The sequence below is a fragment of the Endozoicomonas sp. 2B-B genome, from assembly GCF_053470045.1.
Genome location: NZ_JBLZMU010000001.1, coordinates 6,302,822 through 6,318,183 on the forward strand (window position 1 = coordinate 6,302,822; position 15,362 = coordinate 6,318,183).

A 15,362-nucleotide genomic window follows, 5' to 3' on the forward strand; every position below is an offset into this window, starting at 1 on the left:
CAGTCAGCGTAGCAGACATTGAGAGGGGGCCGCCAAGGTATTGCAAAGAGACACCTGACACATATCCAACGATTCATAAATCGAGTTCAAATTGATGCGATTCAAAAACTCTTCGGCAATTTTTAACAGCTTATCGGATTTGAGCACCAGAGCGTTATTGGCGTTGAGTGCCTGCTTTAGATAGGTATCCTTGATAGATTTCTGAAACGATAAAGAACTATCAATATTACACATCATGAAAAACAGCTCTTCTGCTGAAGCCGGGTCATGAGCGCCATAGTAGTCGGGGTCCCTGGAGTCCCCGATGTAAGCATTGGCCCAACAATACGTCAGGCAACTGCCTTTTGTGTGTGTCACTTCATACAGGTAATGAATCAAAGCCTGCTCAATTGTTTGCGTACATTTGTATTTTAAATCATGCAAAAGCTTTCTGTCCTCCCATGACACTTCAAGGGACTTCAGAGTGGGTTCGTATTTGCGTTTGATGGCACGTTTTTTTTTCTCCATGCAGTCAAATTCCATTTCATTATCAGGATAAGAACTATCCAATGCATCCAGCTCATGCTGGAGTTGTTTTTCCTTTGCCTCATATTGATTGATCTTTTCCAATAACTGCTTCAAGTCGGGGTTGTTCCTGGTTAACAGGGTTTCGATCTTTTTATCCATCACTTCGCTGCGGAAGGAAGGTCTTCCCATAATAATCACCGGACGACAGTTCGCCTTGCCCGGGATTAACTTCACAAATGCGGGGAGCTGCTCCAGCATTCGTTCTATATTCGGGATGCCCTCAGGTTCGTCCGTCCAGGTGTTTTGTAAAGATGGACTGGCCATTTTATCTTCAAGGAATGGTGAAAATCCGCCATGACAATGAGTGATGAACGGGACATTACCCTCTTCACTCCGGAAGTCTTTATAACCCAGACGCCATACCTGAATATTTTTTTCCCTGGACAACAATTCCCTGTACCACTTTTTCAGGCAGTGGGCGGCATTAACCTTGAGTTCATCAATGCCTTCCAGACACGCCAATAGATCATGATGTTCATGGGCTCCCACAATATGGTGTTCGTAGACAGACAATGGATCCAGCCAACCCGATTGCAGTGCTTCCCAGGCAAAGTGAATAACCGCAGGGTTGTCCAAGTCACTGTATTTGAGTATATCCACCATTGAACTCAGCCACTGGCAGGGGTCTGCTCCGCACTGAATAATCATTTTTGTGTGCAATGATTTGAGTGGTTCAATGACCTGATTTGCATCACTGCCGGACAAGATTGGTTTGACTGCCTCCGACATCGGTTTCCAGGTATACCCATCGGGGTCATGCACATCACCGATCAATTGCTTTTCCAGATGGCCCAATGTTTTTGTCTCCAACATTGAGACACCCATGGAAAAACCGGCTAAATCTTTTTCTTTCCAGAGATTCTTAACCATTTCGAAAGTACCTGGATTTGTGTCTGGTAATGCATTGTTTCTCTCAAGGGCTTTGTTCAGTTCCTCAAAACTGATACCGCAGGCTTTGGCCAGAGCTTGCTGTTGTGCTGAATCAGTTCCTTTCAGGAGATCCTTAATTTTCTTTGATGCAGTGCCGGAACTACCGCTCTTCCGGGTGGGCTGGAAGTCAGGTGTGATTTCTGTTGTCTGCACAGGCTCACCGCCCAAATCCACTGGCTCCCAGGTTTGGCCTCTATCCACAGAATACTCAGCAAAGCTGTGGACAAGGTTGCTTATTTGCCGACATGGAATCCCGAAATAACGACAAAAAGCGATAAAAACAGGCACACGATGACGACAGCTACCTTGCCGCTGTGTGACGAGGAATTGAAAGAAATTGTCACTACTCTCGGGTCGGGCCTTACCAGAAAACTGCTGGCAATAGTCAGTGATCGCCTTAATGCGTTGTCTCGTGTCCTCAGTGCTTTTCATTGTCTGTAAAAGCGCCTCTACTTCGGCTGGGTATTGGTCAGTGGTCGTAAACAGCTCATCCAGTACATTTTTCATAGCCTCTGAACACTGGCTGTCGGAATCTATTGACCGTTCAGGCCGGGTTCCTTTAGTGCTCGTTTTTCTGGGTTCTACGACGTAAGAAAATTGAATACTCTGCCAGGCGCTGGCCTCTGGAATAGTCAGTGAGTGAAGCCCGGTATATCGATCCCTGACCAGGGTAAATGGCAAATCGGGTTCGATACGCAAAGCCACGATATAGTCGTCAGGCGTCAGGCTGGGCAAGTCAAATTGACCGTTGCAGGATGATCTCTTTAGGGTCGCCAGCGTCTGATCTTCGGCTAATGTCACTTCCTGATCATGCCCTGGTAACCGGGCAGGTATGAGGGTTTCAATCCCAAGAGTGGGTTTGTCATTAATGACAATCCGTTTGACATCACCTTCAGCAGTCACGTAAATCTCCTTTGCCCACCAGCGATACATATGGAAAGAAGGGGTCTGCGTATTAAAAATTTTATGGACGTTAACGGGTGGCTTCTCCTGATTTTCATAGTTCGTGTCCTGGTCCAATGTCGGAGTCTGTTTCTGTTGGACTTCCGGATCGTATTGTTCAGGAGCCTTATCATCGCCGGTTTCGAACGCTTCGCTCATAGACCTCTCCACCCAATGGTTTGGCAGATCCCTTATCTGATGCCAAAACCCGGGACATAACTGAACTTCGTGGGCGTTCAATGGGACTATCCGCTGATCGGCCTCTCGCAGATAAGGCTGGGATGCCGGTAATTTCAACGTTTGTTTTTCCTCTTCGGTCAGGGGAAATACACTATCAGCGTCTACACCTGTCCGACCAAACTCATGATTAAACCAGCGGTGCTGCCAGTATCGGTACAGTGCTCCGGTGAAAATATCGTCCGACGGATCGGGCTTCAGGGAAAGACCAGATGCCAGCCACTTTGCCTGAGCCATCATCCTGATGATTGCCGTTCTGGCTGCCTTTTCAGTCAGACGAGCCTTGAAACGAATTTCATGGCGTTTTTCATCAATACTGTTGAGATCACTGCGTCGTATTAACCACGGACGGTCAAGGCCCGATACCATTTGGTTGAACCATTGGCAAAGTCTGAAATCAGGCTCACTTTTACCCATGGCAAGAGCCAATGACTCAGGCAGTTTCTCCACTGACAGGTCAGCGGCCATCAGATAAAGTCGGTAGTGCTGATCGAGGCATTGATAAAGTCCTTTTTCGCTAAAGTCGCCCCTTCTGATAACAGCCCTGGCGACATTCTGTAAATCAAGGCTGGTGGGCTGTAACGGCAAGTTATTGCGTTGCAGGTAAGTCCTCAATCGACAATGTTGCTGAGTCAGCCATTCAGCCACCATTTTCCCTTTTGGGGTCTGTGGCAACACTTTCTCAGCGATGGTCTGCAATTCGGCCCGGTTATACTGCCGGATGGGCAAATGTCGAAAACGCCCTTTCAGGGCCGGTGATAAAGGTTTTCGCCCACTGTACTCAGGAGGGTTGATGGTGGCGAACAGGTGGAAACCCGGATGAGCGTCACCGGCCAGAATATCGTTTAACTCACCTTCCAGATGCTGGCTGCCGATCAGATTCATTTCCGAAATAACCACTATGCCGCCATGGACTTTTGCCGTCTGGATCGCTTCACACACCTTGTCCCAGGAACAATCACAGGCATTCAGGGGAAAGACCTCCGGCATGGATTCTCCCCGTCGTTCAGCCTGCTGTCTGAAACTTTCGATCACCAGGTTCAGTGTGACATCTTTACCCCGTCCGACCGGTCCTTCAATCAGTGTCGCCTGTCTTCCGTCGTGTTTTATGTTGAGATGATAAGCCTGCTGACAGCGGCTTAAATCCTGTCCAAGCCGTTGTACCAGTTCAATGACTGCCGATCCGGAGGTATCAAACTCAGGTCGGATCTCTTGGCTGAATGTTTTGAAGGCCTGCTGAATATCTGACAGGGTGTGATTATGAACTTTGTCACTCAGGCTGTTCTCCGGTTCGTAACGGGTAGCAAACCAGATTTCCAGTGCCAGCTGGGCATCCTGATGAGTCCCGGTAATTTCGGGACCCAGTACATCCAGAAAGCCCTGTTGGATCAAACTGTTGATTTGTCCGGAGGTAACGGGGTCATCTGCGGGCAGCGCACGATCCAGATACCAGCCCACCCAACTGCAGATATCCGTTAAATCCCTGGGGGTAAACTCATGCTCAGGCAACAGCTCCTGATAATGTTGCCAGAGCACCATCACAGTTCCGACAGTATTGCGTACAATGTCGTTTATTTGCTGCTCTGGCAGATGCCGTTGCAACTGATTGACCAGAGCCGGTTCCACCACTCTATCCTGAAGGAAAGCCTGATCCAGGCGTGGGTAGTAAGCCCTGGGCAGTTTTTCCCTGAGGGCCGGGTCCAGCTGGCGTCCGGCATAATGATCCGGGTTGCCGGTGAGAATCACCCGGTGTTTTTCGCTGACCCTGACAGGATGACCATTCACATAAATGCAGGGTTGCGCTTCCCACAAGCCGTTCAATGACGCCAGCAATCCGGCCCGGGCCAGGTTAGCCTCATCCAGCACCAGGGTGATATAGCTTCCTTCAACACAGCCTTCGTCTTTGTGAGTTCCGGTATTGGCCCATTCCATCAATGCCCGGTTTTGTTGCGCCATAGAGCGGTCGCCGTCGGCGTGTTGTTGCCACTGCCAGCGTTTCATCAGGGTTTGTTCGCTGTCAGAAGGTCCAAGGGAAATCACCGCAGCCTGTCCTGAAGCCCTCGCCATTTTGGCGGAAAAGTAGCTTTTCCCGGTGCCGGTTTCCCCCTCGAGGAATATAACGGGAGAGTCTTTAAGCCGGTCATGGAGTCGGGATAATCGACGGTTTTCACGATCCTCCTGACTCATCTTGCCGTGATAAAGATCCCGGGCCAGTGCGGACAGGGACACATCGGCAGAACCCCACCATTTCAGTGATTCAGACAGCCGATTTTCTATGCGTTCAACGGGTTCTGCCTCAGAATTCGCTGTTCTGGCCATGTGAACACAATCGCTGGCCAGAGTGTGGATGGCGTCGTATCGGGTCTGCCCCGGTGGCAGAAGTAACTGCCAGCCAGAAGCCAGTGCATCTTGCAAACGTTTAATCTGTCTGGTTGGTCTGGTGGCCAAGGATTGCCAGGGCTTTGTTGCCGCCGGATCGACTGCCAGCTGATAGGCTACAGCATTTCGTTGTTTTTCCGGTGCGTGGGCCAGGATTATGGCACAGAGCCTGTCCATAACTTCTTTTTCACCCTGTACTGGAAATGGACTTTCGTAGGACAGTTGTAATTTGGCATCTTTAAAGACTGCCGGGTCAAAGGCCCGGGCCAGCTGCCACAGGTTCTGCCTGACAAACTTTCTATTCAGTCGCGGGGTGCTACTGATGATGGTCGCTAACAGATCCGCGTCTACCGAGGCGGCTTGATTCTCATCCGGCTTTTTATGGGCATCCGTCGTCTTGTCCGGTAACAAGTGCCAGCAAGCCACTTTCATAAAATCCCGCACTGACGGATTCTGCCGGGCACCATGGGTGATGACGCTGTTGATGGCCTTGCGCCAATGGCGGGTCAGGAGCTGAGGAGACTGGTCAACCTGCTGTGCTCGTCGGGCAGCCAGTATCAGGTTATTCAACAGGCCTTCGGTCATTTCTGGCAGAGGGTTACACAGGTGGGCAGGTACGGTTTCAAACGCTTCGTAAAGTGAGTGCAGTGCCTGTTCCGGCAGTTCAGTGCGGGAGATACCATGCCTGAGGGCATTGATATCCCAGAGATCGACCTCAGGACAGGGGTTAGCCGTGGCGACCATCGAATTAAATATTGAAGAGGGGCTCTGCACAGACTCAGGCCAGAGTAGGGTGACATTAGCCTGCGGGTAGGCCTGTAATTGGCCATTGACCAACAGAGGTTGCCCAACCGCCAGGGGTTCCAGAAGTTGCTGAAGTGTTGGGTTTGTCTCCAGCCCGCGCAATACCACCGGCTTGCCAGCGGTTAATGTCTGCTGCAAGCCACTCTGATGTCGTCCAAAATGTGCCTTTTGTTCCGAGGTGATACGGATATTATCAAAAAGCTGGCTGAAGCTGGTCTGTTCATTCACCTGAATAACCAGTGGGGCTTGCGGGTAATGATTGATCCAGTGACTTACCTGGGCCTGTTGCTGATAAGTGACTGCATTAAAAGCAGACTGATCTCTGATATTGAACAGAGGTTGTTCATGGTTTTCTGCCAATCCCAGGGCTTCTGGTTGCTGTCCCGGATGAGCCACCTGAAGTCGGGGCGTCAGGCCGGTTGTGTCGCGAATAGTCTGCAGTGAACCCAGCAAACGAAACCAGAGAGCCTCAGTGAGGGGAGACGTTATGGTCACTGCAGCACCCGCCTGAATTTGCTCCAACAGACAGGTATTAGGGGCTGCATAGCCTCCCTGGGCAATGGCAATCGGGCTCAGCCATTCTCTGATATTAACCTGGTTAATAATGATCGGGCCTGGTGGTGCGTGCTTTTTATCAGGCCCTTTGTCAGCTTCTTTGTCACCTTCTTTGTCGCGAGAGCGGGACAGGCTTTGGAACAGTGAATGAAGTTCGTCATTCCCTACCGGCATTTGATAAAACTGAACATTGTCGGGTAACTGACAAACCTTGCCATTGCTCTCAAAGCGCTGTTGCGCCAGTATCTGTCGAATCGTTTGTTCAAAGGTCAGATCCTGCCAGTTGGCACCTTTCAGAATCACCGTTTGTCCGGTCCTCAATGATTCAAGCCTGCCAGGAATGTGCCGGATTCGCCCCTGTTGATCCACTCCGGGGCCGCCTAGAAGCAACTGTCGCCAGTTATTGTGCAAGTGGCAGTCAATAAGAACGGTATTATCCAGAGCAATTTCGGCACTGGGGTATTCAGGCAATATCGGGGGAGCCTTGCAGCTGGTCATTGATGGGGTATTGCCGGTCTGAGTATCGAACTGCCAGGTATTTCCCGGTCGATTAATTCGCCGCCAGAAATCGGCCCCCGGTGCGTCGGCCCCCAGTGCATCGGCCCCCGGTGCATCGGCCCCCGGTGCTTCCCCACGTCTGCCAACCGATCTCAACTGTTCAGGAGCCGCCAGCACCAATAGAGAAACATGCTTGCCCAGAGGACGTTTCCTGTGCCTGACTTTGTCGTACAGACAAGGATTATCCGGGTCCAGTAGATCGTTAAATTTCGGCAGTTCAGCGCTGGTGAGTTTTCTGATATCCATCACCAGAGTTAATGGCTGCGAACCTTCGAACAGCTTACCTGAGCGCAGAGTGTGGCGACCATCGCCGGAAATGCTCAACCGGCTCATCAGGTTGGCCTTTGAGAGGTCATCGGGATGAGAAATAAGGGTGACATCCCGATATTTATCGCCGGTTTCGGCAACTAAAAGCTGTCGAACCTCATCATCACTGGCGACAAAACGAAAATCAAAGGAATGAGTAGCTATTGGGAACGGGGAATCGGCTGAGAACAGGCTTCTCGCCCTGTCAGGCAAGATTATCGGAGGTAAGGATCTATTGAGTTGGGGGGTTGCGCAAACCTCTGCAATCTTTGCCGATGAATACTCTGTCGCTCTCTTGGCGGGCGTGACATTATTAGCGGGAAAAGCTTTTCTTTTTTGCCCAACAATACGACCATCCATAGTCAATCTCCCACCTGTTATCTGAAGGACTGTACTGAAAATGTTTAAGCGTAAGACCTTCAGAAAGGATGGAAGTTCCGTAAGGACAGTTGTCATCAGAGGAATAAATATTCTGAGTCAAACATCGAATTCAAATTCACGGTGTTCAAAAACTCATCGGCAATTTTTGTCAGATCGTCGGTTCTGAGCACCAGAGCATTATCGGCGTTGAGTGCCTGTCGTAAGCAGTCATCCTTAATCGATTTATCAAACTTATAATCGCTAACAATTTCATTCATCATGGCATCCAGCTCTTCTGGTGAGGATGGATCATGGGTGCCATAGTTGTAATTGTATTGGGACCTCCTGATGTGAGCATTCACCCAACAATACGTCAAACTGGCGTTTTTTGAGTGTGTCACTTTATAAAAGTAATGACTGAAGGCCTGCTGAATTACTGGGAAGCATCTGCATTTTAATTCCTCAAGCCTTTCGTCTTCATAGGGCACACCAGGGGACTTTGTTTTGATTTGTTCCGATAACTGCCGCAATTCCGGGCTGTTCTCAACGACTCGTTGAAACAGGGCTTCGCTCTTTTCAACAATCATTGTCTCTGCCCAGTGAGGTTCCCCCAGGATAATCACCCTGCGGTGGTCAGTATTGCCCGAGATTAACTGCCCAAACGCAGGATGTTGCAGCAACATTCGTTCTATATCAGGAACTCCCTCAGGTTCGTCTGTCCAGGACATCTGTATAGATGGGCTGGCTATTTTATTTTCAAGGAGTGACGAAACGCCATCATGAGAATGATCAACGATCAAGTCAGTACCTTCTCTCTTTACGAAGCTTTCATAAGTTAACCGCCATAGCTGGCTATTTTTTTCTGCGGACAATAATTCCTTGTACCACTTTTTAAGGCAATGTCCGGCTTTAAACTTAAACTCATCGATACCTTCGAGACTCACCAATAGTTCATGATGTTCGTCAGCATCTATAATTTCGCCGTCAGAGGTTGGCAGTGGGTCCAGCCAACCCGATTTCAGAGCTTCACGGGCGAGGTGAATCACCGAAGGCTTGCTCAGGTCGCTGTTTTTCAGCAGATCCACCATTGAACTCAACCACTGCCGAGGGTTTGCTTTGCCCTGAACAATCATTTTTGAGTGTAATGATTTGAGTGGTTCAATGACCTGATCTTCATTACTCTCGGACAATGCTTGTGCTATCACCTCCGACATCCTTTTACCGGTATGCTCACTGGTGCCATCAAGAACACCGGTCAGCTGCTTCATGAGATAGCCTGATGTTTTTGTATCCATTGACTCTATGATTGAGACACTCAGGGAAAAACTGGTTAAATCTCCTTGCTCCCAGAGCTTCCTTGCCAATTCAGGAAGACTCAGATGGGTTTCTGGCAATGCACTGTTTGTCTCAAGCGCTTCTTTCAGTTCCTCAAAATTTATGTCAAGGGCTTTAGCCAAAGCTTGCAGTTGTGCCAGATTTGCTGTTTTCAGAAGATCCTTAATCTTCTTTGACTCAGTGCTGGAAACACTGATCCTCCTGGTGGTCTGGAAGACAGATTCAATCTCTGTTGTATTTGCGGGCGCCCCGCCCAAATCCACTGAATTCCAGGTTTGCCGTTCATCCAGAGAATACTCGGCAAAGGCGTGGGTCCGGCTATTAATTTGCCGACAGGGAATTCCGAAGTAACGACACAAAGCAACAAAAACAGGCACACGATGACGACAGCTACCTTGCCGCTGTGTTACAAGAAATTCAAAGAAGTTCTTATTGCTCTCTGGTTGCGCATCTCCGGCAAACTGTCGGCAATATTCGCTGATCGCCTCAATGCGCTGCGTCGTGTTTTTAGCGTTTTTTATTTTCCATAAAGGCAGCTGTTCTTCGGTTGGGTCTTGCAGGTCTTCAATAATGGTCTCAAACAATCTGTCCAGTACTGTTTTCATACCTTCTGAACAGTGGATATCAAAATGTGTTGATTGTTCTGGCCGGACTCCTTTAGCAGCTGTTTTGTTGTTCGATTCTCTGGGTTCTACGACATAAGTACACTGAATACTCTGGTTGGCTCTGGGCTCTTTAATAGACAGTATGTGAAGCCCGGTATATCGACCCCTGACCAGGGTAAATGCCAAATTGGGTTCCAGTCTGAGGGCTACGATATAGTCGTTAGCCCTCAGGCTGGGCAATGGATATTCACCATTAGCATTCTCTGATGACAGCTCAAGGGTCGCCAGCGTTTGATCTCTGGCTAATGTCACTGTCTGGTCACGCCCAGGTAACGATGTTGGTATGAGGGTTTCGAACCCCTGAAGATGTTCATCATCAAGATCGATCAGTTTGACATACCCCTTAGCCGTCACATAATTATCAATTGCCTGCCAGCGATACATGTGGCAAGAATGGTCCTGCGTATCAAAAATTTTATAATCGTTAAGCTCTCTCTTCAGATCCTCATAATTCGTCATTTGGTCCAATGTCTTGGCTTTTTTCTCCTCGACTTCCGGATTGTATCTTTCAGAGTCGTCAACCCATTGGTTCGGCAGATCACTGATCTGATGCCAGAACCCGGGCCAAAATTGAACTTCATTGGCGTTCCATGCCGCTATCCGCTGATCAGCCTTGCGGACATAAGACAGGGAAGCCGGTGCTTTCAGCGTTTGTTGCTCTTCTTTCGTCATGGAGAAGACGCAATTAACGTCCACGCCCGTCTGGCCAAATTGAACACCAAACCAGCTCTGTTGCCAGTGTCGGTAGAGTGCCCGGGTGAGTATGTCGTACGACTGTTGAGGCTTCAGGGGAAGACCGGACGCCTGCCATTTTGCCTGAGCCACCCTCTTGATGATTTCCGTTTTGACTTTTTCTGGATGCAGACAAGTGTTAACACGAATTTCATGGTTTTTTTCATCAATACTGTTGCGGTCACTGTGTCGTATCAACCAGGGGCGATCAATGCCCGATACCGTTTCATTGAACCAATGGCAAAGATCAGACTCCAGCGCTCCTTCACCTAAATTCGGGAGCGATGACCCGGGCAGTTCCGCCAGCGATATTTTGGCGGCCATCAGATAAAGCCGGTAGTGCTGATTGAAGCATTGAAGAAGTCTCTTGTCGGTCAAGGCGCCCTCTCTTGCAACCGCCCTGGCGACATTCTGCAGATCAAGACTGGTCGGCTGCAGCGACAAGTTTTGCTGTTGCAGGTAAGCCCTTAATCGACAGTGTTGCTGCGACAGCTCTTTAGCCAGGATTTTCCCCTCCGGGTTCTGTGGCAATACTTTTGCAGCAATGGTCTGCAGTTCTATCGGGTTATACTGCCGGATGGGCAGATGTCTGAAACGCCCCTTCAGTGCCGGTGATAAGGGTTTGCGCCCGCTGTACTGAGGCGGGTTGACGGTGGCAAACAGGTGGAAGCCCGGATGGGCGTCACCGGCCAGAATATCGTTCAATTCACCTTCCAGATGCTGGCTGTCGATCAGATTCATTTCCGAAATCACTACGATGCCGCCATCGACTTTTGCCTTCTGGATCGCTTCACACACTTTTTCCCAGGAACAATCGCAGGCATTCAGGTAAAAGACTTCCGGCATCGACTCTTCCTGTCGCTTAGCCTGCTGTTTGACACTTTCAATCACCAGGTTCAGCGTGGCATCCTTACCCCGCCCGGCCGGGCCTTCAATCAGTGTTGCCTGACGACCGCCGTGTTTTCTGCCGTGATGATAAGCCTGCTGACAGCGGCTTAAATCCTGTCCAAGCTGTTGCACCAGCTCACAGACTGCCGATCCGGAGGTATCAAAGTCTGGTCGGATTTCTCGGGTGACTGTAATGAAGGTCTGCTGAATCTCTGACAGGGTCTTGTTACGAACTCTGTCGCTCAGGGTGTTCTCCGGTTGGTAACGAGCAGCAAACCAGATTTCCAGTGCTGACAGGGCATCCTGATGAGTTTCGGTGATTTCGGGCCCCAGTACATCCCGAAAACTATGTTGGATAAGACTGTTTATTTGCTCACAGGTAACCTTGTCTCCTTTGGATAACGCTCGATCCAGATACCAACCCACCCAACTGCAGATATCCGTTAAATCTCTGGGGGTAAACTCATGCCCGGGCAAGAGTTCCTGATAATATTGCCAGAGTGCCATCACACTTTTGGCAGCACTCTGTGCAATGTCGTTTATTTGCTGCTCCGGCAGATGTCGCTGTAGCTGATTGAGTAGAGCGGGTTCCACCACCCTGTCCCGAAGGAATGCCTGGTCTAACCGTGGGTAGTAAGCTCTGGGCATTTTCTCTCTCAGGGCCGGGCTCATCTGCCGCCCGGCGTAATGATCCGGGTTACCGGTGAGAATCACCCGGTGTTTCGGGCCGACATTGACAGGATGACCATTGACGTATATGCAGGGTTGCGGTTCCCATAAGCCGTTCAATGATGCCAGCAATCCGGCTTTGGCCAGGTTGGCTTCATCCAGAACCAGAGTGACATAGTGTCCATCCTTCCCGGACGGAGTGTTGGCCCATTGCATCAGCGCCCGGTTTTGCAGTGTCATGGAGCGATCACCCTCGGTGTGCTCTTGCCACTGCCAGCGTTTCATCAGGGTTTGTTCGCTGTCAGATGGCCCAAGGGAAATGACCTCAGCCTGTCCTGCAGCTTTCGCCATTTTGGCGGAAAAGTAACTTTTTCCAGTACCGGTTTCTCCCTGCAGGAAGATAACGGGAGAATCCGCGAACCGTTCATGGAGTCGGGATAATCGTCGGCTTTCACGATCCTTCTGGTTCGTCAGGCCGTGATAAAGATCCTCGGCCAGTGCCGATAAGGGCTTATCCACAGACCCCGTCCATGCCAGTGATTCAGACAGTCGATTTTTTATGTGCTCAATGCCTGCTGCGTCAGAATTGGCTGTTCTGGCTATGTAAAAGCAATCGCCAGCCAGAGATTGAATGCCATCGGATCGGGTCTGCCCCGATGACAAAGTTAACTGCCAGCCAGAAGCCAGTGCATCTTGCAAACGTTTAATCTGTCTTGTAGGTCTGATGGTTAACGATTGCCAGGGCTCTGCCGCTGCTGGGTCGACTGCCAGCTGATAGGCCATTGTCTGGCGTTTTTCTTCAGGCGCATGGGCCAGGACCATGGCACAGAATCTGTCCAGAACTTCTTTTTCACCCTCTACTGGAAATGGACTTTCATAGCACACTTGTAATTCACTGCCCTTAAATGCCGCCGGATCAAAGGCTCGGGCCAGTTGCCAGAAGTTCTGCTTCATAAACTTTCTATCCAATCGCAGAGCACCGTTGATGATGGTAGCTAACTGATCCGGGTCTACCGAGGTGGTTTGATCCTTAGCCGGCGTCGTATGAACATCAGGCAGTGAATGCCAACAAGCCACTTTCATAAAATCGCGCACGGACGGATGCTGCCGGGTGCCATGGGTAATGACGCTATTGATAGCCTTGCGCCAGTGACCGGGTAAAAGCAGTGGTGACTGGTCAACCTGCTGTAACCGTCGGGCAGCCAGTATCAGGTTATTCAACAAGTCTTCGGTAATTTCAGGCAAAGGGTTACAAAGATGAGCAGGTACGGTATTAAACGCATTGTAAACTGAGTAAAGTGCTTGTTCTGGCAATTCAGTCCGGGGGATACCATGCCTGTCCGCATTGATATCCCAGATATCGAAGTCAGGACATGGGGCAGCCGTGGCGACCATCGAATCCAATACCGAAGAGAAGCTCATCACGGACTTGGGCCAGAGTATTTCGACAAGGGCTTTTGGGAAGACCTGTAATTGGCCATTCACCAACAGAGGTTGCCCTACAGCCAGGGGTTCCAGAAGTTGCTGAAGCATTGGATTAGTTTCCAGTCCCCGCAATAAAACCGGCGTGCCAGCGATTAATGCCTTCTGCAACCCGCTCTGACGTCGCCCAAAATGAGCCTTTTGTTCCGAAGTGATATGGATATTATCAAAGAGCTGGCTGAAGCTGGTCTGTTCATTGATCTGGATGACCAGAGGTGCTTCCTGCTGATAATTGATCCATTGGCTTGCCTGGGCCTGTTGATGATAAGTGACAATATCAAAGGCAGTTTGCTCTCTGGTTTTCTCCAGCAGGCTGGACAGAGGCTGCCCATCGTTTTCTGGCAATCCAAGGGCTTTCGGCTGTTGTTTTGAGTGCATCACCTGAAGTCGGGGCTCCAGGTCACTCGTTTCGCGAATAGTCTGCAATGAACCCAGCAAACGAAACCATAGTGCATCATTAAGGGCAGAGGTTACAGTGACTACACCACCCGCCCGAATTTGTTCCAACAAACAGTTGTTAGGGGTTGCATAGCCTTGCGGGGAAATAGCAATCGGGTTCAGCCATTCACTAATGTTACTCTGGTTAATGATGATCGGGTTTCCTGAAGCGTCACCCGGGCAGGACAGGGTTTGAAACAGTGAGTGAAGCTCATTATTGTCTACCGACATTTGATAAAACTGAACATCGTCGGGTAACCCACAGATCTTGCCATTGCTCTCAAAGCACTGCTGCGCCAGTATCTGTCGAATCGTCTGTTCAAAAGCCAGGTCCTGCCAGTTGGCCCCTTTCAGAATGACCCGTTGTCCGGCCCTCAAACACTCAAGCCTGCCGGGGACGTGCCGGATTCGCCCCTGTTGATCCACTCCCGGCCCGCCCAGCAGCAACTGTCGCCAGCTGTTGTGCCTATGACAGTCAATTAGAACGGTACTGTCGTCATCCATAGCACTTTCGGCACTGGGGAGTTCAGCCAATAGTGGAGAAACATTGTCTACGTCCATTGATGGGGCATTGTCGGTCTGAGCCTCGAACTGCCAGGTATTTCCCGGCCTGTTAATTCGCCGCCAGAAGTCAGCACCGGGAGCGTCGGCTGCGGGTGCATCTTCACGCAGACCAACCGATGCCAACTGTTCAGGGGCGGCCACGACCAATAGCGAAACATGCTCGCCCAGAGGGCGTTTCTTCTGACTGGCTTTGTCGAACAGACAGGGGTTATCCGGGTCCAGCAAATCATTAAATTTTGGCAGCTCTTCGCTGTTGAGTTTTCGGATATCCATCACCAGTGTGAGTGGCTGTGAACCTTCCAACAGCTTGCCCGAACTCACAGTGTGGCGACCATCGGCGGAAATGCTCAACCGGCTCACCAGGTTAGCCTGTGCAAGATCATCGGGGTGGGAAATAAGGGTGATATCTCTATTCTCATCGCCGGTCCGGGCAACTAAAAGCCGTCGAACCTCATCATCACTGGCGACAAAACGAAAATCAAAAGAATAAGGGGCCTTTGGGAGCGTGCAATCCATAGAGAATACGGAACTCGTTCTGTCAGGCAACATCACCGGATTTGATGATGTCTTGGTTTGGGGAGTGACACCAGAGCAGACCTCTGCAATCCTTGATGATGATTCTCCTCCCTGTCTCTTGGCTGGAGATAAACTATTATCAGCAGAAGGTTTGCATTTTTGCCCAACAATACGACCATCCATAGTGAATCTCCTACCTGTTATTTGAAGGACAGCATTGCCATTGTTTAATGGTATGACCTTCAGACAGGATGGAAGTTCCGTCAGGATAGTTATACCAATCGAACTTTCTAACTCCCTATTGCGCTGAAGATTTGAGCCTTAATCCTGCGTTGGCGATCGTCGCCATAGCTAAGGCTATGACTCCTCACGCCGCCTTGTCTTAAGGCTCAAATCTCCATGCTCATTGCGGGAGTTAGAAAATACGATTGGTAT

General features: G+C 50.0%; 2 protein-coding genes. Both read right to left on the minus strand.

Translation table 11 applies throughout. The annotated features are described in order from the left end of the window. Positions 1 to 3: 3 nt before the first annotated feature. Entirely contained in the window at positions 4 to 7,638 is a 7,635-nt protein-coding gene (locus tag ACOMHB_RS22710; RefSeq protein WP_448218327.1) for an AAA family ATPase, read from the minus strand. Positions 7,639 to 7,733: 95 nt separating this feature from the next. Next, positions 7,734 to 15,110 (minus strand): AAA family ATPase, encoded by a 7,377-nt coding sequence (locus ACOMHB_RS22715; protein WP_448218328.1) that lies wholly within the window; start codon positions 15,108 to 15,110, stop codon positions 7,734 to 7,736. Positions 15,111 to 15,362 lie beyond the last annotated feature (252 nt).